The 19,790-nt window shown below is 67.8% G+C and carries 19 protein-coding genes; 13 read left to right on the forward strand and 6 right to left on the reverse strand.

The annotated features are described in order from the left end of the window. Positions 1-68: 68 nt before the first annotated feature. Positions 69-491: an AMP-binding protein gene (locus ACFVJ5_RS17185; RefSeq protein WP_379221135.1), complete on the reverse strand. Its 423-nt coding sequence runs from the start codon at positions 489-491 to the stop codon at positions 69-71. Positions 492-680: 189 nt separating this feature from the next. Further along, positions 681-1,484: a VOC family protein gene (locus ACFVJ5_RS17190; protein WP_379221136.1), complete on the reverse strand. Its 804-nt coding sequence runs from the start codon at positions 1,482-1,484 to the stop codon at positions 681-683. A 297-nt stretch (positions 1,485-1,781) separates the two neighbouring features. On the opposite strand from ACFVJ5_RS17190, the gene ctaD reads away from it, so the two are divergent. The 10 genes from ctaD to ACFVJ5_RS17240 all read left to right on the forward strand — a co-directional run bounded on the left by ctaD (position 1,782) and on the right by ACFVJ5_RS17240 (position 11,618). Next, entirely contained in the window at positions 1,782-3,524 is a 1,743-nt protein-coding gene (gene ctaD, locus ACFVJ5_RS17195) for a cytochrome c oxidase subunit I (protein WP_378633231.1), read from the forward strand. An 81-nt stretch (positions 3,525-3,605) separates the two neighbouring features. Then, on the forward strand, positions 3,606-4,835 hold the full coding sequence (gene serB / locus ACFVJ5_RS17200; RefSeq protein ID WP_378991635.1) for a phosphoserine phosphatase SerB: 1,230 nt from the start codon (positions 3,606-3,608) through the stop codon (positions 4,833-4,835). Between the two features lie 79 nt (positions 4,836-4,914). Beyond that, positions 4,915-5,340, forward strand: a complete 426-nt coding sequence (locus tag ACFVJ5_RS17205) for a hypothetical protein (RefSeq protein WP_379221138.1) — start codon at positions 4,915-4,917, stop codon at positions 5,338-5,340. A 111-nt stretch (positions 5,341-5,451) separates the two neighbouring features. Next, on the forward strand, positions 5,452-6,234 hold the full coding sequence (locus ACFVJ5_RS17210; protein WP_379221140.1) for a peptidyl-tRNA hydrolase: 783 nt from the start codon (positions 5,452-5,454) through the stop codon (positions 6,232-6,234). A 140-nt stretch (positions 6,235-6,374) separates the two neighbouring features. Next, complete coding sequence (locus ACFVJ5_RS17215; RefSeq protein ID WP_379221142.1) at positions 6,375-6,533, forward strand: hypothetical protein; 159 nt, start codon at positions 6,375-6,377, stop codon at positions 6,531-6,533. A gap of 18 nt (positions 6,534-6,551) precedes the next feature. Then, positions 6,552-7,388, forward strand: a complete 837-nt coding sequence (locus ACFVJ5_RS17220) for an ABC transporter ATP-binding protein (RefSeq protein WP_358063630.1) — start codon at positions 6,552-6,554, stop codon at positions 7,386-7,388. A gap of 210 nt (positions 7,389-7,598) precedes the next feature. Further along, a complete protein-coding gene (locus ACFVJ5_RS17225) occupies positions 7,599-8,405 on the forward strand; it encodes an NUDIX hydrolase (RefSeq protein WP_379221144.1) in 807 nt (268 codons plus the stop codon). A 9-nt stretch (positions 8,406-8,414) separates the two neighbouring features. After that, positions 8,415-9,191, forward strand: coding sequence for an enoyl-CoA hydratase-related protein (locus tag ACFVJ5_RS17230; protein ID WP_379221145.1), 777 nt, complete (start codon positions 8,415-8,417; stop codon positions 9,189-9,191). Positions 9,192-9,407: 216 nt separating this feature from the next. Beyond that, positions 9,408-10,385, forward strand: a complete 978-nt coding sequence (locus ACFVJ5_RS17235) for a class I SAM-dependent methyltransferase (protein WP_101466273.1) — start codon at positions 9,408-9,410, stop codon at positions 10,383-10,385. Then, positions 10,386-11,618, forward strand: coding sequence for a class I SAM-dependent methyltransferase (locus ACFVJ5_RS17240; RefSeq protein WP_379221147.1), 1,233 nt, complete (start codon positions 10,386-10,388; stop codon positions 11,616-11,618). It begins immediately after the preceding gene. Between the two features lie 35 nt (positions 11,619-11,653). Here the strand turns inward: ACFVJ5_RS17240 and ACFVJ5_RS17245 are convergent, their stop codons facing one another. Beyond that, positions 11,654-12,193: a DUF1697 domain-containing protein gene (locus tag ACFVJ5_RS17245; RefSeq protein ID WP_379221149.1), complete on the reverse strand. Its 540-nt coding sequence runs from the start codon at positions 12,191-12,193 to the stop codon at positions 11,654-11,656. A gap of 102 nt (positions 12,194-12,295) precedes the next feature. Next, the gene (locus tag ACFVJ5_RS17250; RefSeq protein ID WP_101466276.1) at positions 12,296-13,042 is read right to left on the reverse strand and encodes an acyltransferase; all 747 of its coding nucleotides are present in this window, start codon (positions 13,040-13,042) and stop codon (positions 12,296-12,298) included. A 122-nt stretch (positions 13,043-13,164) separates the two neighbouring features. Between ACFVJ5_RS17250 and ACFVJ5_RS17255 the strand changes: the two genes are divergently transcribed. Continuing rightward, positions 13,165-14,457, forward strand: coding sequence for a PQQ-binding-like beta-propeller repeat protein (locus ACFVJ5_RS17255; RefSeq protein ID WP_379221151.1), 1,293 nt, complete (start codon positions 13,165-13,167; stop codon positions 14,455-14,457). Between the two features lie 27 nt (positions 14,458-14,484). Here the strand turns inward: ACFVJ5_RS17255 and ACFVJ5_RS17260 are convergent, their stop codons facing one another. Continuing rightward, on the reverse strand, positions 14,485-15,378 hold the full coding sequence (locus ACFVJ5_RS17260; protein ID WP_379221153.1) for a polysaccharide deacetylase family protein: 894 nt from the start codon (positions 15,376-15,378) through the stop codon (positions 14,485-14,487). 271 nt (positions 15,379-15,649) lie between these two features. Here ACFVJ5_RS17260 and ACFVJ5_RS17265 point away from each other — a divergent pair, with 271 nt between their 5' ends. Further along, complete coding sequence (locus tag ACFVJ5_RS17265) at positions 15,650-16,948, forward strand: putative glycoside hydrolase (protein WP_379221155.1); 1,299 nt, start codon at positions 15,650-15,652, stop codon at positions 16,946-16,948. A gap of 47 nt (positions 16,949-16,995) precedes the next feature. On the opposite strand, the gene ACFVJ5_RS17270 is transcribed toward ACFVJ5_RS17265, so the two are convergent. Continuing rightward, positions 16,996-17,358: an STAS/SEC14 domain-containing protein gene (locus tag ACFVJ5_RS17270; RefSeq protein ID WP_379221156.1), complete on the reverse strand. Its 363-nt coding sequence runs from the start codon at positions 17,356-17,358 to the stop codon at positions 16,996-16,998. Between the two features lie 400 nt (positions 17,359-17,758). Here ACFVJ5_RS17270 and ACFVJ5_RS17275 point away from each other — a divergent pair, with 400 nt between their 5' ends. After that, positions 17,759-19,603: a CocE/NonD family hydrolase gene (locus ACFVJ5_RS17275; RefSeq protein WP_379221158.1), complete on the forward strand. Its 1,845-nt coding sequence runs from the start codon at positions 17,759-17,761 to the stop codon at positions 19,601-19,603. Positions 19,604-19,790: the final 187 nt, after the last annotated feature.

Genomic DNA, 19,790 nt, shown 5'->3' on the forward strand with positions numbered 1-19,790 from the left:
TAGTACTCGCCGTTGCGTACTGCGCTCTATGTTCATTCTGGACCTGTATCGAGCGCATCGGAATGGGTTCAGCAGACTGCGCGCAGTTCCGTGGCCGCCAGCGGCGCGTCGGAGGTGACCAGATAGCGCTGCAGGGTCGAGCGGTCGTCGAGCACCAGCCAGTCGGCACCGTCGGCGAGTTCGCCCCGGCGGGCCTTGGTGGTGATCCCGAATCCGGCGCCGGGGGCGGTGGACGCGCCCTCGGTCGGCGACACCGGGATCGCACCGATCTTGCGTACCGCGGCCTCGGCGACGACCGACTCGATCCGGGGGTCGACGGCGAGGGCGATCCGGTCGCCCGCGTCGGCGCCACGGGTGAGCAGGAGCCGGGCCATGCGGTTCGCCCAACGATCCAGATCGGCGTCGGCGAGGTGACCGGCGGCGACCGGCGCGCCGGAGCGGCTGCGCATCGGGATGACGTTGTCGGCGGGTGCGGTGACCAGGGTGCTCATCGTGTTCCCCTTCGAAGGCTTCGCGGGTGTCTTTGGGTACACCTCTAATCTCGTCTTCGGGAGGGGGATCCGACAGCAACCCCAGCGTTGATGCGTCCACTCCCAGGGGGATCGATTACCACCCCTGGGTGGGCGAACCCCGGCGGCGGCGGCCTCGTGCACGCGCCGCCGACCGCCGTGGGTTTCGCCTCAGCGGGCGTTTCCGCCGATGCTGAAATGCGCGCCGGTGGGGTCGATCAGGCCGGCGAGGCGGCCGTAGGGGGTGTTCATCGGTTCGAAGGCGATGGTGCCGCCGAGGGCCACCGCTTGCTCGGCGGACTTGTCGACGTCGTCGGCGCCGAAGAAGACCGTCCACGAGCCGGGTACGCCGTCGGCGAGATGGCCGTTGGCGTCGAGGATGCCGCCGCCCATGGGCGGGGTCGCGTGGATGGTGGTGTAGCGGAAGTCCGCGGTGTCGGCGATGGTGAGGGTGTCGCGCCAGCCGAAGACATCGCGGTAGAAGACCAGGGACTCGTCGTAGGAGCGGGTGATCAGTTCGAACCAGGACGGGACGCCGATGTGGTCGGTCCATGTCCCGTCGGCGACGATGCCGACCGCTTCGAAGCCCGCGAAGGTGTCGGCTTGCCAGACGCCGACGCCGATGCCGCCGACATCGGCGATCACCGCCATCGCACCGAGATCGCCGACCGCCATCGGTTCGACGATGACATTGCCGCCCGCTCGACTCACCGTCGCCGTGGTCGCGAGGGCGTCGGGGGAGTTCAGGTAGACGGTCCAGCGGTCGGGATACGGGTCGCCGGGATCATCGTGACGACCCATCGCGCCTGCCACGGCTCGGCCGTCCTTGCGCAGGGTGGTGTAGCCGCCGAACTCCTCGCCGCCGCGTTCGGCGGTCCAGCCGAACAATTCGCCGTAGAAGGCGATCGCGCGATCGAGATCGGTGGTGTAGAGGTCGACCCAGGTGGGGTCACCGGGTTTCGGGCTGAACGACATGACTTCTCCTCGGCTGAAGGGGTAGCGCGACAGAGACGCTGGCATGTTCGTGCGTCGGCATCGATCATGACGCGCCGACCGCCGAAAAGTCATCGCCGACAACCATTGCACCCACGCGACCTGCGGAGGAAGATCGGGATCGCGAACTACGGCGCGCCGAATACGACACAGAGTAGGACCCGCGCGGAATGCTGCGACAGCACGGTTTACGATTCACTCCAACGCATGTCTGCTGCTGTCCGTCATGGAGGCGCGGCCGACGCTGCGAGTGACGTACAGGCATCTTCAGGAGGATCAGTGACTGCGGTAGAGCCCAGGCCAGTCCCTCAGTTGGAAGCGACTCGACCGTATCCGGCCCGGACCGGGCCGAAGGGCTCGTTCCTCTACAAGGCGGTCACCACCACCGACCCCAAGGTGCTCGGCACCATGTACTTGGTGACGGCGATCAGCTTCTTCATGATCGGCGGCCTCATGGCGCTGCTCATGCGTGGTGAGCTCGCGCGTCCGGGTCTGCAGTTCCTCTCGCCCGAACAGTTCAACCAGCTGTTCACCATGCACGGCACGATCATGCTGCTGTTCTACGCGACGGCGATCGTGTTCGGCTTCGCCAACATCGTCCTGCCGCTGCAGATCGGCGCCCCCGACGTCGCCTTCCCGCGACTGAACGCGTTCAGCTACTGGCTGTACCTGTTCGGCGCGTCCATGGCGACCGCCGGCTTCGTGACCCCCGGCGGCGCGGCGGACTTCGGCTGGACGGCCTACGTGCCGCTGACCGACATCCTGCACTCGCCCGGTGTCGGCACCGACCTGTGGATCCTGGGTCTGGCCGTGTCCGGCCTCGGCACCATCCTCGGTGGCGTCAACATGCTCACCACCGTTGTCTGCCTGCGCGCACCCGGTATGACCATGTTCCGCATGCCGATCTTCACCTGGAACATCGCGGTCACCTCCGTGCTGGTGCTGCTCGCGTTCCCGCTGCTCACCGCGGCGCTGTTCGGTCTGGCCTACGACCGCCACCTGGGCGGCCACATCTACGATCCGGCCACCGGCGGCATCCTGCTCTACCAGCACCTGTTCTGGTTCTTCGGCCACCCCGAGGTCTACATCATCGCGCTGCCGTTCTTCGGCATCGTCTCGGAGATCTTCCCGGTCTTCAGCCGTAAGCCGATCTTCGGCTACACCACGCTGGTCTACGCGACGCTGGGTATCGCGGCGCTGTCGATCGCGGTGTGGGCGCACCACATGTACGCCACCGGCGCGGTGCTGCTGCCGTACTTCTCCTTCATGACCTTCCTCATCGCGGTCCCGACCGGTGTGAAGTTCTTCAACTGGATCGGCACCATGTGGCGCGGTCAGCTGACGTTCGAGACACCGATGCTGTGGTCGATCGGCTTCCTGGTGACCTTCCTCTTCGGTGGTCTGTCGGGCGTCATCCTGGCCTCGCCGCCGCTGGACTTCCACGTCACCGACTCGTACTTCGTCGTCGCGCACTTCCACTACGTGCTCTTCGGCACCATCGTGTTCGCGACCTTCGCGGGTATCTACTTCTGGTTCCCGAAGATCACCGGTCGCATGATGGACGAGCGTCTGGGCAAGTGGCACTTCTGGACCACCTTCGTCGGCTTCCACACCACCTTCCTGGTCCAGCACTGGCTGGGCGCCGAGGGCATGCCGCGTCGCTACGCCGACTACCTGCCGTCCGACGGTTTCACCACGCTGAACACGATCTCCACGATCGGTGCGTTCATCCTGGGCTCGTCGATGCTGCCGTTCATCTGGAACGTCTTCAAGAGCTTCCGCTACGGCGAGGTCGTCACGGTCGACGATCCGTGGGGCTACGGCAACTCCCTCGAATGGGCCACCACCTGCCCGCCGCCGCGCCACAACTTCTACGAGCTGCCGCGGATCCGGTCCGAGCGCCCCGCGTTCGAGCTGCACTACCCGCACATGGTCGACCGGATGAAGGCCGAGGCGCACGTGGGCTGGGGCTCGGGTAAGCACAGCACGCACGTGTCCGAAGGCGCGCTCGCGAAGAAGTAGGACACCACCGAACGACAGGGTGTGCACCTGCTGGGTGACCAGCGGGTGCACACTCTTTTTGTGGGTAATCGAACGGAGCAGATCGACTTGGCCGACACCACAGTTCTCGTGACCGTCACCGGTCCCGACCGACCAGGCGTCACCTCGGTGCTGCTGGCGACGTTGTCCCGGCACCAGGTGAGCTTGCTGGACGTGGAGCAGGTGGTCATCAGGGGTCGCCTCACCCTCGGGGTGCTGGTGTCGTGCCCCAACGATCCCGAGGCGTTGCAGGACGAGCTCGAAGAGGCGATGAACACCGTCGGCATGCAGGTCGACGTGTCCGTGGACGCGCAGATCGGCAAGCCGCCGATGTCCACGCACGCGGTCGTGGTGCTCGGCGCCCCGGTCACCGCGAAGGCCTTCAGCGCGATCTCGCGTGAACTGGCCACCGGTGGCGCCAATATCGACTCCATCCGTGGCATCGCCGACTACCCGGTGACCGGGATGGAACTGATGGTCACCGCGACCGACACCAGCGACGAAGGCGACGCGCGGCTGCGCACCGCACTGGCCGAGGTGGCCGTCGCCGAACAGGTCGACATCGCGGTGGAACGCGCCGGGCTGGCCCGCCGGGCCAAGCGCCTGATCGTGTTCGACGTCGACTCCACCCTGATCACGGGTGAAGTGATCGAGATGCTGGCCGCGCACGCCGGCGTCGAAGATCAGGTCCGCGAGGTCACCGAGGCCGCGATGCGCGGCGAGCTCGACTTCGCCGAATCGCTGCGTCAGCGTGTGGCCACCCTCGAGGGTCTCGACGAATCGGTGATCGAGGAGGTCGCCGACCGGATCGAGCTCACCCCGGGCGCGCGCACCACGATTCGCACCCTGCGCAGGCTCGGCTTCCGCTGCGGTGTGGTCTCCGGTGGGTTCAGGCAGGTGATCGAGCCGCTCGCGCACGAGCTGGAACTCGATTTCGTGCAGGCCAACACCCTGGAGATCATCGACGGCAAGCTCACCGGGCGGGTCGTCGGCGAGATCGTCGACCGGGCGTTCAAGGCGACCGCGCTGCGCAAGTTCGCGGCCGAGGCGGGCGTGCCGATGGAGCAGACCGTCGCGGTCGGTGACGGCGCCAACGACATCGACATGCTCAACGCGGCCGGGCTCGGCGTGGCGTTCAATGCCAAGCCCGCGTTGCGCGAGGTGGCCGATACGGCGCTGTCGCATCCCTATCTGGACGCGGTGCTGTTCATCCTCGGCGTCACCCGCGACGAGGTGGAAGCGGCCGACGCGCGTGACGGTGGCGTACGACGGGTTCCACTGCTCGGCCGGTAGCGTCACGCGGAATCGCGACCGCACCGACGTAGAGTGACCGCACAGGCACGTCGTCACCGCTCGTCACCGGGAGGTTGTTGTGCGCAGGTCAGTTCTCGTCCTGGTCGCCCTGGCGGGTCTCGGCGGATTGACCGCCGGATGCGGTGGCGACGAGACCGAACCCTATGACGTCACCCTCCAGCCGACCGCCGTTCCGCAGTCCGCGGTCGAACCGCTGACGATCGAGCTGGCCGCCAACGGCAGCACGGTCGTGGCCACGGTGGGCCAGCGCCTGCTGGTGCGTCTGCCGCGTGATCCCGCGTCGACCGGCGAGTGGGGCATGGTCAACGCCGAGAAGGGCATCCTGATCGCCGACGGTGGGCCGACCAGTGAGGGCAACGCCACCGTGTGGCCGTTCCGGGCGATCGAGCGGGGCGTGACCTCGCTGCAGTTCACGTACGGGCCGGCCAGCGAACCGTCGATCGGCCCCGAGCCGACCTTTTTGGTGGATGTCCGGGTGATCTGAGCCGGGTGGCGCGAGACCGCCTCCGGCAAGGGCCCGAGAACCCGGTGAGGCCACGCGCCCGCGCGATTAGGCTGGCTGGCGGACTGGTGTCGATCGAACGGGTGTTGTGGCATGGGTAGTGGGTTGGAAACCGAGGAGCAGGCCGAGGCCCCGGTCCGTGACGAGGCGGCCGAATTCGCCGCTCGGCACGCGGAATTGGCGCAGGGTTACGGCGGCGGCGGCGATCCCGACGACCCGGCGATGGTGCAGGCGATGCAGATGGTGTTGCACATCCCCAAAGCCGACCCGCCCGCCCGCAGCGCACTGCTGGAAGCGGCCGCCGCCGCGGCGGTCGCGGTGTGCCTAGACCCACGTTCGGGGCCCGGCGGGGAGTGGGAGCCGCGGTACCTCGCGTGGAAGCGGTCGCGCATCAGGAAGGTCGCCCGGCGCGCGCGTGGTGCGCAGTGGGTGGCCGCGGGAGACGTCGACGGGGTGACCGTCGAGGTCGACGGCGCGCAGGCCCGTGCGTTCGTTCCCGGCCCGGTCGGGGAGATCGATCAGCGCATCCGCAAACTCCAGATCGGCGGTACCGATCTCGACCACGACGAACCGGGCCCGGCGGATCCGGCATCGCCGGTGCTGTGGGTGAACGCGGCGCTGGAGATGTCGGTGGGCAAGGCGGCCGCGCAGGTCGGGCACGCGAGCATGCTGCTGGCGGGTGCGTTGCCCGTGGCCGCGGCGGCCGCGTGGGCGGGCCGCGGGTTCCGCTGCACGGTGCGCGACGCCGACGAACAGCAGTGGGCGGGGTTGGTGGCCGAGGTGTCGGCGGGTCGTGCGGTGGCGGTGCGCGACGCCGGTTTCACCGAGGTGGCGCCCGGTTCGATGACGGTGATCGCGGTGCCGCCACGGGAGTGATCGCCTCGACACGCGCGACGCGAATCCGACAGTTGGGTTGCGGTTTTCGCGACTCGCCGCGATAACCCGGTGTGGCGGCAGCGCCTCGCGGGTATACGTAACCGACAGCCGTGCACGTCGAGGTACAGGGAGGTTCCGCGATGTTGACGATAATTGTGGTGATCCTGATCGTGTGGGCCGTGCTGTCGGTGCCGGTTTCCTTCGTCGCCGCGCGGATGTTGCGCAGCGAAGTTCGCAGCACGGGTGATCCGTCGACGACCAGGATCGACGAATCTCGCACGGGCCGGTCGCTGCGCTGAGAGCCCGCGTGGGCCAAGATGGAGCGCGTGTCGCAACCCGATCCCGATCTGCTCATCGACTTCTCCGACGTGACCATCCGTCGCTCGGGCCGAACCCTGGTCGGCCCGGTCTCCTGGCAAGTAGAGCTCGACGAACGCTGGGTGGTGCTCGGCCCGAACGGCGCGGGCAAGACCTCGCTGCTGAGAATGGCCGCCGCCGAACTCCATCCGACCTCCGGTAACGCGAATCTGCTGGGGGAGACGCTCGGTCGCGTCGACGTCAGCGAATTGCGGCCACGTATCGGACTCTCCTCGGCGGCGGTGGCCAGCCGCATCCCGGTGGACGAGAAGGTCAGTGACCTGGTGGTCTCGGCCGGCTACGCGGTGCTCGGCCGCTGGCGCGAACGCTACGAGGACATCGACACCGAACGCGCCGTCGACATGCTGGAAACCCTCGGTGCCGAACACCTTTCCGATCGCACCTACGGCACCCTGTCCGAAGGCGAACGCAAGCGGGTGCTCATCGCGCGGGCCCTGATGACCGATCCGGAACTGCTGCTGCTCGACGAACCGGCCGCGGGCCTCGACCTGGGCGGGCGTGAGGAGCTCGTCGAGCGTCTCGGCGATCTCGCCGCCGACCCCGACGCGCCCGCGATGGTGCTGGTGACCCATCACGTCGAGGAGATCCCGCCCGGTTTCACCCACGCGCTGCTCCTCAAGGAGGGTGAGGTGGTCGGCCAAGGTCTGCTGGGCGATGTCCTCACCGCCGAGAATCTGAGCAACGCCTTCAGCCAGTCGATCGCGCTCGACCGGGTCGACGGACGGTGGTTCGCGCGGCGGGCTCGTCGTTCGGGCGGGCATCGGCGCCGCAACTGAGCGTTGGCTCGTCGAACTGACCCGTGGGCGCCGATGTCGCGCACCGACGGCCGGGCTGACCTGGCGGACGTCCGGTCGTCGGGAATCCCCTCTCACGGCTGACCAAGCGGGCGTTAGGGTGCTGAAAGGGCTGCGCTCGAAGGAGGCAGCCGGTCCGGTCGGCAGATCGGTGTTCGCCGGGCGTGCGGTTCGGTGGTGGAGAGGAACGATATGAGTGAGTCCGGGGTCTCCGTTCGGGACGCGTCGACCGTGATGCTGGTGCGTGACGGTGCGGCGGGTATCGAGGTGTTCCTGCAGCGTCGGGTCAAAGGGATGGCGTTCGCGGCGGGGGTGACGGTGTTCCCCGGCGGTGGCGTCGACGCTGCCGACGGCACGGCCGATATCGCCTGGACGGGCCCCGAACCCGCGTGGTGGGCAGAGCGTTTCGCCACCGACGAACAGACCGCGCAGGCGCTCGTCGCCGCTGCCGTGCGGGAGACGTTCGAGGAATGCGGCGTGCTGCTGGCCGGACCGACCGAGGATTCCGTCGTCGACGACTCGGCACGCTATCGCGAGGCGCGCGGCAAGCTCGAGCGCCGCGAATTGTCGCTCGCCGATTTCCTCGCGGCCGAGGGCTTGGTGTTGCGCGCCGATCTGCTCCGGCCGTGGTCGAACTGGATCACACCGGAGGTCGAACCCCGCCGCTACGACACCCGTTTCTTCGTCGCGGTGCTCCCGCAGGGCCAGATCGCCGACGGCGCCACCTCCGAGGCCTCCCAGGTGGCCTGGCGGACACCGCAGGACGCCCTGGCGAGCTGGCGGGCCGGCGAACACGTGCTGATGCCACCGACGTGGTCGCAGCTCGACGCCCTGTGCGGGTTCGCCGACACCGAGGCCGCGTTGGCCGCCGACCGCGTCATCGAGCCGATCATGCCGAAGTACTCGCCCGGGGCGGCCGGGCGTCCGCTGTCGGACTTCCCCGACAACGAACGGTATTTCGACGAGCTGCCGCAATTGGGTGCACTCGGCGGCCGGTAGGTTGCTCCCATGGCCGAATTCGTGACCCTCGAGCTGCCCGCCGAGCCGACCACCCGTGGCGTCGCGCTGTTGCGCATCGATCGTCCGCCGCTGAACCTCGTCGACGTCCAGCTGGCCCGTGAGGTGGCGGCCGCTGCGGCCACGGTGGCCGAGCACCCCGGGGTCTCGGCCCTGATCGTCTACGGCGACGAGCGGGTGTTCAGCGCGGGCGACGAGATGGCGGAGCTGGCCGAGCTCGACGCCGGACAGGCCGCCGCCATGGCTGCCGATCTGCAGGCCGCGCTCGGCTGCCTCACGCGGGTGCCGCAGCCGACGGTCGCCGCGATCACCGGCTACTGCCTCGGCGCGGGCCTCGAACTCGCGCTGGGCGCCGACCACCGGATCGTCGGCGACAACGTGAAACTCGGTCTGCCGCAGATCAAAGCGGGCCTGATCCCCCTCTCCGGCATCCGACGGCTCTCGCTGCTCATCGGCGCGAGCCGGGCCAAGGATCTCGTCTACACCGGTCGTTTCGTCGGCGCCGAGGAAGCCGAGAAGCTCGGCCTGGTCGACGAGGTCGTCGCGCCCGACGATGTCCTCACCGCGGCGCGCGCGTGGGCCGCTCAGTTCGTCACCGCCGCCCCCCGCGCCCTCGCCGCGGCGAAGGCGGTTTTCGAGGCCGGACCGCACGGCCATTCCACCGCCGTCACCGAATGGTCGGCGCTCTTCGACACCGACGACGCCCGCACCGGCACCCGTACCTTCGCCGCGGAAGGCCCGAACGCCGCCACCTTCATCGGTCGCTAGCAACGCGGTCGGAACCTGGGTTAACTTCGTGTGGGCCGGTTTCGCGAGAACCCGGGTAACCTTCCAGCCATCCCGTGTTGGGGCGGTGCGAACCGCCTGTTCGGTCCGGTGGCGGCTCGCGCTCGCGGGAACCCGGCGCCCGGTCCTGTGTGCCGGAAAGGGCAGTCTCTTGTCCCAGCAGCGGCGTGCCCGGGCGCACATATTAGGCTGGCCTGCATGACGGTCCATCCCGACGACCCGGCGCCGAACCCCCACGCCACCGCGGCCCAGGTCGAAGCAGCGCGCAAAGACACCAAACTCGCCCAGGTCCTGTACCACGACTGGGAAGCGGAGACCTACGACGACAAGTGGTCGATCTCCTATGACGAACGCTGTATCGCGTATGCGCGCGGCCGGTTCGACCTCGCCGTTGGCCCCGCTCCGCTGCCGTACGAGCGTGCGCTCGAGCTGGGCTGTGGCACCGGGTTCTTCCTGCTCAACCTGATGCAGGGTGGTGTCGCCAAGTCCGGTTCGGTCACCGACCTCTCGCCCGGCATGGTGAAGGTCGCGCTGCGCAACGCCGAGCACCTCGGCCTCGATGTCGACGGTCGCGTCGCCGACGCCGAGACCATCCCGTACGACGACGACACCTTCGACCTGGTCTGCGGCCACGCCGTGCTGCACCACATCCCCGACGTGGAACTGGCGCTCAAGGAGTGCCTGCGCGTGCTCAAGCCGGGCGGGCGCTTCGTGTTCGCCGGTGAGCCCACCACCATCGGCAACATCTACGCCCGTCGCCTCGGCCAGGCCACCTGGAAGGTGACCACCGAGATCACCAAGCTGCCGTTCCTGTCGGGCTGGCGACGTCCGCAGACCGAGCTGGACGAGTCGTCCCGCGCCGCCGCTCTCGAGGCCGTTGTCGACCTGCACACCTTCGACCCGAGCGATCTCGAGAAGATGGCGAAGTCGGCCGGTGCCGTCGACGTGAAGGCCACCACCGAGGAACTCGCCGCCGCCCTGTGGGGCTGGCCGGTGCGCACCTTCGAGGCCGCCGTGCCCGACGAGAAGCTGACCATGCCGTACCGCCTGGCGCAGTACCGCGCGTGGCTGGGCCTGAGCTGGCTGGACGAGAACGTGCTGCGCAAGGTCGTGCCGCGCGAGTTCTTCTACAACGCGATGATCACCGGCGTGAAGCCGGGCGCGGCGCAGAAGTAGGTGGGCTATCGCTTCGGCCGCGACGATGTCGCCTATCTCGGCAGCGCGGCAGGCCGTGCCGCGCTCGCCGAGGTCGACCGGCTGGAGCTGACGACCGCGACGCACCTGCGCGATATCGAGCAGGTGCGTCGTTCACACGGTGCACTCGCGCCCGCCTTGATCGAGACGGTGCGGTTGCGCCGTAAGGCCGTGGTGAAGCTGCCCACGGCGGGGGAGTGGCTGTTCACCGACGACGCGCTGCAACAGGCGACGCCGGCGCTCGTCGCCCGGCATCGGGCGACCCGCCTGGCCGGTCGCGCGGTGCACGACGTGACCTGCTCGATCGGCGCGGAACTGTCCGAGTTGGCCGCGGTCTGTCCGGCGGTGATCGGTAGCGATCTCGACGATGTCCGCTTGGCCATGGCCGCCCACAATCTCGGGGTGGGGCCGGTGGATCGCGGCCCGGTGCCCAGCTCGGATGCCGCCCCGTCAGCGGCTGCTAGCCGAAATATTGTGTTGGCCAAGGCTGATGCTCTCGCGCCGACCACGCGCGACACCGTGATCATCGCCGATCCGGCTCGTCGAGCCGACGGCCGTCGCACCTACGATCCCGCGAAACTCCAACCCCCGCTGCCGGATCTGCTCGCCGCCTACGCGGGCCGCGATATCGCCGTGAAGTCCGCTCCCGGCCTGGATTTCGACCGCCTAGGTTGGGACGGCGAGGTGGAGATCGTCTCCCTCGACGGCGCAGTGCGCGAAGCCTGCCTCTGGTCGCCCGGTCTCACCGAGCCCGGCGTCACCCGCCGCGCCACCGTCCTGAACTCCCACGGCGGCGCGACAACTCTCACCGACGCCGCCCCCGACGACATCCCCGACCGCGCCCCCGGCGACTGGATCATCGACCCCGACGGGGCCGTCGTCCGCGCGGGCCTGGTTCGCCACTACGCCGCGCAACACGGCCTCTGGCAACTGGACCCACAGATCGCCTACCTCACCGGCGACACGGTCCCCACGGGCATGCGTGGCTTCCGCATCGAGGACCGCTTCGAACTGCGCGAGAAGACCCTCCGCCAGGAGCTGGCTCGCCGTGACTGCGGATCCCTGGAAATCCTCATCCGCGGCGTCGACATCGACCCCGACGCCCTCCGCAAGAAACTCAAGCAGCGGGGCTCGACGCCCTACACCCTGGTGATCACCCGCATCGGCCGCGCGGGCGTCGTCTTCCTCTGCCGAGCGGTCGCTCCCACCCGCTGACTACTCAGCTACGGGCACCCGCAGGGGGCACCGGGTCAGGCTTCCATCTTCTTCACCACACGCTGCACCGTGAGCCAGGTGCGGGTGGTGATGTCCTTGCCGTAAGTCTTCTCCAGGCGGGCCATGAAGTCGGGGGTTGTGCCGGTGCTGTTGTCGATGACGGTGAGGAAGGCGCGGGTCTTGCGGTCGTAGCCGATGACGCGGGTGAGGGGGTCGTCGTCGAAGGCAGTGGTCTCGGCTTCGCGCATCTTCGTCTTGAAGAAGGTGACGGTGAGATAGGAGCCGCGTTCGTGGGGGAGACCTTCGAAGGGGTCGCGGTCGAGGAGCGCGCGCAGTTCGGGATGGCTGCGGATGATGGTGCCGCCGGGGATGCCGAGTTCGGCGTTGAGCGCCTGCTGGATGCGATCTTCCAGGTCGGCGGGGTCGTCCGCGGTGCGGAAGACGACATTGCCGCTGGTCAGTACCGAGGCGACCTTCTCGAAGCCGAGCCCTTCGAACACCCCGCGCAACTTCTCGTTGCGCATGTTCGGGTTGGTCGGCATGATCCCCCGCAGCAGCGCCGCATAGCTCTCCACGCCGCTGACCGTACCGACCCCCACCGACAGAAACCATCGCATCCGGCGGCCGTGTCAGCGGGATTCGGCCGATTCGCGCGAACCGGCCGAATCGCACCGGAGTCAGGCCTGAGCGGCGGCGTTCTTCTTGCGCTCGATGTCGGCCAGCGCCGCCATGTAGGCCTCGCGCTCCTCGGCGCTGGCATCCCAGGCGACCTTGCGGTTCTTCACGACCTTGGCGGGAGCGCCGACCGCGATGCTGTAGTCGGGGACATCCCCCCGCACCACCGCGTGCGCGCCCAGCACGCAACCGCGGCCGACCCGGGTGTCGCGCAGGACGGTCACCTTCGCCGCGATCCACGTGTCGGGGCCGATCCGCACGGGGCTCTTCACGATGCCCTGATCCTTGATGGGCATGTTGATGTCGTCCATGCGGTGGTCGAAGTCGCAGATGTAGCACCAGTCGGCGACCAGGGTCGACTCGCCGATCTCGATGTCGAGGTAGGTGTTGACGACGTTGTCCTTGCCGAACACCACCTTGTCGCCGATGCGCAGCGAGCCCTCGTGGCAGCGCAGGGCGTTGCCGTCGCCGATGTGCACCCAGCGGCCGATCTCCATGCGCGCGAGTTCCGGGGTCGCGTGGATCTCCACATTGCGGCCGAGGAACACCATTCCGCGCAGCACGATATGCGGGTTGGCCAGGCGGAACTTGGCCAGCCGGTAGTACCGCACCAGGTACCAGGGGGTGTAGGCGCGGTTGGCGAGCACCCAGCGCAGCGAATCCCTGGTCAGAAATCGGGCCTGCTGCGGATCGCGGCGGCGTGATCCACGCCAGCGCGCGCTCAGCGGCGCGCCCCACATGCTCGTCACGAACTACTCTCCCGTCATGATCGCACCGGGCGTGCCCCGGGGATTCGGTCGTCGGGTACACAGAGTACTTTCGCAGGGCACACTTACCGTGCCATACCCCGATTACCCAGGGAGATCAGCAGGTGCGAACTCGGACTCGCGTCGTTGCCTCGCTCGCTGCCGCCGGTGTGGTGGCGCTGGCCGGGTGCGGTACGGATGTGGACGACATCACGGTCGGCGCCGGAAAAGGCTGGCCAGCAACGCATCACGATGGCAGCAACGCGAGCGGCAGCCCGGTGCCGGGTGCGAACTCGATGTCGCTGAGCTGGTCACGTCCGGTGGGCGGCCCGATCGCCCAGCCGTTGACGATCGGCGCCGAGGGTCAGATGTTCGTCACCACGAGCACCGGCAACTGTGCGATCTTCTCCTTCCAGATGCTCACCGGCCGCAAACGCTTCTGCAACCCGCTCGGCCCGTCGACGATCGAAGCGCCGACCGTGCTCGATGGGGTCAGCAATGTGTACGTCGGTGACGACGGCGCGGTGAATTCGTTCAACTACCTCGGTCAGCCGCGGTGGCGCACCCCGGTGGCGGGCGTGCCGGTGGCGATCCAGTTCACCGGCGACGGCAACGTGCTGACGGTGACGCAGTCCGGTCAGGTCGACGTACTGAGCCGTCAGACCGGCGGCCGGGTGGTGCCGACCCTGCAGTTGCTCGGTGAACCCGACTTCCTGAAGTACCCGGGTCTCACCCGTCCCGCCTCCGGCGACGGACTCGACGACTGCCGGACCGGTGGTCCCCGCTGCGCCGTCGCCAACACCACCGCCGTCGACCCGTCGACGGGCCGCTTCTTCGTCACCGTCTGGGAGCCGGGTAAGCAGGCCGCCGCCCTGCGCGCGCTGCGCTACGCCGACGGCGCCGTGACCCAGGAGTGGAACGCCGAGGTCCTCACCGGCGGCAGCGCGACCAGCCCCTCCCTCTCCGCCGACGGCGACACCGTCTACATCGGCGACAACAGCAAGCGCCTGATCGCCCTGAACACCACCGACGGCGCCACCCGCTGGACCCAGCCGTTGCCGTGGGCGCCCCAGGGCGGCATCTCCGTGGCAGGCGACCTGATCATCCCGGCGGGCGACGACGGCTACCTGACCGCGCTGCGCGACCACGACGACAAGGCCGAGATCGTCTGGGAACGCAAGGATCTCGCCCTGCGTGGCACCCCGGCGCACACCGCGGGCGATATCGGCTACACCGTCGCCGCCATCGGCGCGGGCCTGAGTCTCATCACCTTCGACACCACCACCGGCAACACCATCGACTCCGACCCCTTGCCGGCCGCCACCGGCACCACCACCGGCACGTCCATCGGTCCGGAAGGCGAAGTCGTCGTCGCCACCCGCCTCGGCGAGATCTTCGCCTTCACGCCGGACGCCTGAGTACGGCCGAGGTGCGCCGCAATCGGCTCAGTACGGGTTGGCTCGGTCCAGCCAGCGTGCGTCGAGTTCTGTCGCGCGCTGCCTGATGAAGGAGATGCGCGCCGGATCGCCGTCGGCGGTGTAGCGCTGGTCCGGGTTCGCGGCGAGCCAGTCCAGCCAATAGGCCGAATCGAACGGGACCGCACCCCGGCCCGATCGAATGCGCGGCACCCCGCCGGGGTCGATCGCGGCGTAGGGGGCGGGGGCGGGGTTGGAACCCACCAGCATCACGGCGTCGAAGCGGTAGGACGTGCCGTCCCAGTTGCCCGCCGTGGCCAGCGCGTGATCGCGGGGATAGACGCCGAGCGGTAGTGCCATGGTGCGCACGGTGACTCCGGGCGCCGCCGTGGTCACCGCGCGCACGTTCTGTACCAGTTCGCGTTGCACGCCGTCGGCGTCGAGGTTCGCGAGGTTGGCGTGATCGGCTGTGTGCGCTCCTATTTCGTGGCCGTTCGATACGAGCCACTGCAGCGCGCGCGGGTCCGCGCCGAACGGCTCGTTGTTCACGTAGAAGGTGGCCACCGGCCGGAAGTCGGGGTAGCGGGCACCGAACTCGGCGAGAATGCCCGCGGCACTGTCCGGTGCCACCGCGCCGGTGTCGGTGAAGCCGAGTTGGCTGCCGGTGGAATCGTCGAAGGTGAGTACCACCGGGTGGGTGCCGGCGGGGAGGTCGAGGTCGCCGGAGATGTATTGCGCGGCGGTCACCGGGCGATAGTCCTCGCGGTACAGCCGTTCCAGTTCGTCCCGGAATTCCGCCGGGGTCTGGTCGTATTCGCCTGCCGGATTCGGGGTGATCTGGTGATACATCAGGACCGGGACGAATCCCAGTTCGTTGGCGGCGATTTCGGCGGGGTTCGGCGGTGCCGGTTTCACCGTCGTCACCGATGGCGTCGTGTGCGCCGGGACCGCTTCATTGTTCACTGCGGTACAGCCCGTGAGTGCGGCCGCCAGCGCTGCCGCCGACACGAGCCGAAACATTGTGTTCGAACCGCCCATCATCAATGCGATATTACGCCGCGGCGACGGATTACAGTCGATCTATCGATACCGAGTACGCCGCGTCGGAACTGCGAAATAGTTGGCGTGTCAATGGTTTTGGAAGGCGGTGTTGACGGTGGAATGGCAGCTCCGATCGGCCGATCGACGGCGATGGATGGCCCCCGTTATCGGTATTGCCCTCGCGTCGCTGGTCATCTCCCTGGTGGCCGGATTCGCGCTGAGTAGATCCGCGGCATCGCCGGTCGCCGACACCGTGCCGCCGACGCTGCGGATGACACCGACCGATCCGGTGAGCTCCTATCGCGCGCCGGTCGTGGTGCGCGGCACCGCCGTCGACGCGGCTCGGGTGTCCATCGGACCCGATTCGGTGGTCCCCGCCGCGGACGGGACATTCGAACTCTCGGTGCGATGGGCCCCCGCCTTCGAGGTCGTCGCGACGGACGCCGACGGCAATCAGACCAGCAGCACCGCGGTCACGTCGAGCACGCTGCCGAGAATGCGCGCGGTGCACGTCACCGCGCACGCCTGGTCGCACGAGGGACTGCGCGAAGCTGTCCTCGATCTGGCCCGCGAAGGCCGTATCGATACCGTGCAGCTCGACATCAAAGACGAGGACGGCGTGATCGGCTACGCCTCCCAGGTGCCGCTGGCCCTCGAATCCGGTGCCGCCGAGGCGATCTACGATGCCCCGGCCGCGCTCCGGCAATTGCACGACATGGGCCTGCAGGTAGTCGGCCGCATCGTCGCGTTCCGCGATCCGACTCTCGCGGGCTGGGCCTGGCACAACGGGCGGCCCGACTGGGTGGTCCAGAATCCGTCCGGGCAACCCTATTCCAGCCATTACGGCCCGATCGCCTTCACCAATTTCGCCAACCCCGACGTTCGTGGATACAACATCGCTCTCGCGGTAGAGGCAGCGCAACTCGGCTTCGACGGCATCATGTACGACTACGTCCGCCGCCCCGACGGCAGCCTGAACAGCATGCGTTTCGCCGGCCTCACCGACACCCCCGCCGCCGCGGTGGCGGGCTTCCTCGCCGAGAGCCGCTACCCCGTGCACGTCGCTGGTGCACACCTGAGCGCCGCGGTCTACGGAATCGCCTCCACCCGCCCGGACGAGATCGCCCAGGACATCCCGCTCATCGCTCGCAGCGTCGACTTCGTCGCGCCCATGATCTACCCGTCGCACTGGGGCCCCGGCGAATACGGCGTCGCGAACCCCAACGCCCAGCCCTACGACATCATTTTCCGCTCACTGCAAGACTTCAAGGCGGCCACGGCGGGCACCGGCGCGAAAGTGGCCCCGTGGCTCCAGGACTTCAGCCTCGGCGTCACCTACGGCGACGCCGAACTCCGCGCCCAGATCGACGCCACCCGAGACGCGGGCATCGACAGCTTCTTCCTCTGGAACGCCGCCACCCGCTACCACGGCGGCGGCCTCCAACCGGCCTGAAGCGGAACCGGTTTCGGAGCGAACGGCCTCGCCCCACGCAGCGCCGATCACTGCACCCAGGCGAGCGCAGCACTCTCGTTGGCCAGTGCGAACACCCGTACCTGCGCCGGAATCAGAAACCCGAACAGGTGCACGGCCTCGCCCAGCATCCGGTGATCGGTGACCAACGCGATCCGCCCCAACGCGTCCCGTGGCACCTTCACCAACTCCAGATCCTTCGCCATCGCCCCCAGCGAATACCCGTCGAAGTCCTCGCCGAGCACATACACCAGGTTGACCGGCTCCTCCCGCTCGACGGCTTTCCTGATCGCCGGATCGAGCACTTCCGAATAGTCGTCGGCGGTCACCGTCCCACTGGCCCGGAACCCGATGGTCGCCACGGGCAGATCAGGAATCGGCTGCAAAGGCATCGGCTCTCCTCGACTCGAAGGCAATGGTCCAGACCCCGCGACCCTAGATCGAACCCATCGCTTCGACTTCACCCGTGACGGATGAACCGCGCAGCGTTGTAGGTCACTTCTTGCCCTCGAATGTTAGGTACATTACTGTACCTAACAGATAGAGACGTCAGTGTTTCTATCTTGAGCTGCTGTCCAACGAAGGGCTGGTCGGGATTCGATGAGGTTGTTCTCCAGGAGATGGTCGGCCGGGGCGGTAGTGTCCGTGATCGCGATCGCCGCCTCGGGGCTGGCGGTTCCCGCTGTGCAAGCGCAGCCGGATGGCGGCGCGCGAGGCGCGGCATGGACCGCTACCGCGGATTCACCACCGCTGTATCCAGGCATCCATATCGACTGGGATGTACCGATCACGATGAGTGACGGAACAGTGATCAAAGCGAATGTCTACCGTCCGATGGACGCTGCGGGACGCATCGTGGAGACGCCGACACCGACCATCGTCAACATGACGCCCTACACGAAATTGGCGTCGATGCTGGCCACCTCGGCCCTGTCGATCCCCGTGCTGTTCGACTTGTTCACCGATGTGATGAATCGGTTCGATCTGTTCAACCTGACCGGAACGCCGTTCTCGGGGATCGGTGAGCTGATCGGCGTGAGCTCCGGTGGGGCAGCGCGATTGTTCTCGGCCGATGACAAGTTGATCAAGAGTGGCTACACCTACGTGGTGGCCGATATCCGCGGTACCGGGTTCTCCCAGGGTTCGTGGGACATGTTCAGCGAGCGGGAGACGCAGGACACCGCGGAGATGATCGACTGGGCCGCGAATCAGCCGTGGTCGGACGGCAATGTCGGGATGAGCGGTATCTCGCACTCGGGCATCGTCCAACTCCAGGTCGCCCAGCAGAATCCGGCCGCGCTGAAGGCGATTTTCCCGCTCGTCGGCGCCAGCGACATACTCCGCTCGTACGCTCTACCCGGCGGTGCGGTGAACCCGTTGTTCACCCCGGCTTGGCTCCTGGCGATCACCACCACGAAGTGGATGCCAGATCTGGCATCGATCTTCAGCGGCCGATTCGACTGGCAGTGGCTCGAGGATCGCGCCTCGAGTCCGATCGTCTGGCTGGATACGTTGATCCAAGCGATCTTCGTGTTCTCAGCGGATCAGATACCGCCGAACCTGGCCGAGCACCTGGCGCCGACCAGCGATCTGCGGACCGGACTCGAGCGGCCGGCCGATCAGATCAAGGTTCCGACCTTCATCGTCGGTGGATATCAGGACTTGTTCGCTCAGTCACAGATGAAGACCTATGAGCAGATCCCCCTGCCGCCGGGACAGAAACAGATCCTGATGAATGACGGCTACCACACGACGGTCGGTTCGGGTGCCGGTCGTCCGGGTGGGCCGCCCCGACTGGATGTGTTGCAGCGGGCCTGGTTCGACAAGTGGCTCAAGGGCATCGATAACGGCATCGAACAGTTCGGACCGGCCACGCTGTTCCAGCAGGGTGGCGGTTGGACTACCGGTGACTACCCGCGGCCCGGCATGACTCACACCCGCCAGTACCTGTCCCCGGCGCCCAGCGGGACGACCGGTGTCGTCGCTCACGATGGCTCCCTGAGTTCCGACATTCCGGCGGAGGCGGTCGACCTCACTGTTGCTCCAGGCCTGTCCACTCTGTGTTCGCGCGATGCGGCACAGGCGACCGCCGGCGTGCTGTCGATCATCGACGGGTGCGCGAAGGACTCGCGCATCGCCGAAGTCGCTGCGTTGACCTTCACCGGTAAGGCAGTCGACGCACCGACTGTGATCTCGGGGCCGGTGGCGGTGCACCTGAACACCGTCCACGATGTCACCGACGGATATTGGAGTGTCACCCTCAACGATGTTGCTCCCGACGGAAATTCGAATGTGCTGTCTTCCGGCCAGCTGATGGCATCGTTGCGGGCGGTCGATGACAGTCGCAGCCGCAAATCGGCCAATGGTGACTACACCGAGCCGTACCAGTTCCTGGATCTCGAGACGCGGCAACGAACCGTCCCAGGTCAGGCGACCACACTCGATATCGGCTTGACCGGCGTGCACGCGGTCTTGCAACCGGGGCACCGGGTGCGGGTCGACGTCTATGCCTCGAACCTGCCCAAGGGCTTTCCGCTGCCGGCTCTGTTGATCGAAACGCAGCTTCGCCCACAGCATCTAGTGCTCGACCCCAACGCGCCGAGTTGGGTCAACGTGCCGCTGAGTAGGCCGATCTGACAACCGACTGACCGGGGCAGTCCGGGTGGGCGACCTGCCCGCCCACCCGGGCTCGGGTTTTCGCACTCCTGAGAGGCAACTCGGAGGAGGCAGTGGCACCGCCGTGCGCCGAAACGGTGGAGCCCGCACATATGGCACGATCGACAGGTGGGCTCGATACCGTCACATTCATCGCTTGCGCAACAGC

The sequence above is a fragment of the Nocardia sp. NPDC127606 genome (assembly GCF_042671725.1).
Taxonomy (GTDB): Bacteria; Actinomycetota; Actinomycetes; order Mycobacteriales; family Mycobacteriaceae; genus Nocardia.

Coding starts and splice junctions, on each gene's coding strand:
- ACFVJ5_RS17230 (WP_379221145.1), top strand. CDS start 8,415: ATGGCCGAATTCGTGACCCTCGAGCTGCCCGCCGAGCCGACCACCCGT.
- ACFVJ5_RS17215 (WP_379221142.1), top strand. CDS start 6,375: ATGTTGACGATAATTGTGGTGATCCTGATCGTGTGGGCCGTGCTGTCG.
- ACFVJ5_RS17235 (WP_101466273.1), top strand. CDS start 9,408: ATGACGGTCCATCCCGACGACCCGGCGCCGAACCCCCACGCCACCGCG.
- ACFVJ5_RS17225 (WP_379221144.1), top strand. CDS start 7,599: ATGAGTGAGTCCGGGGTCTCCGTTCGGGACGCGTCGACCGTGATGCTG.
- ACFVJ5_RS17220 (WP_358063630.1), top strand. CDS start 6,552: ATGGAGCGCGTGTCGCAACCCGATCCCGATCTGCTCATCGACTTCTCC.
- ACFVJ5_RS17265 (WP_379221155.1), top strand. CDS start 15,650: ATGGCCCCCGTTATCGGTATTGCCCTCGCGTCGCTGGTCATCTCCCTG.
- ACFVJ5_RS17275 (WP_379221158.1), top strand. CDS start 17,759: ATGAGTGACGGAACAGTGATCAAAGCGAATGTCTACCGTCCGATGGAC.
- ACFVJ5_RS17190 (WP_379221136.1), bottom strand. CDS start 1,484: ATGTCGTTCAGCCCGAAACCCGGTGACCCCACCTGGGTCGACCTCTAC.
- ACFVJ5_RS17270 (WP_379221156.1), bottom strand. CDS start 17,358: ATGCCTTTGCAGCCGATTCCTGATCTGCCCGTGGCGACCATCGGGTTC.
- ACFVJ5_RS17185 (WP_379221135.1), bottom strand. CDS start 491: ATGAGCACCCTGGTCACCGCACCCGCCGACAACGTCATCCCGATGCGC.
- ACFVJ5_RS17210 (WP_379221140.1), top strand. CDS start 5,452: ATGGGTAGTGGGTTGGAAACCGAGGAGCAGGCCGAGGCCCCGGTCCGT.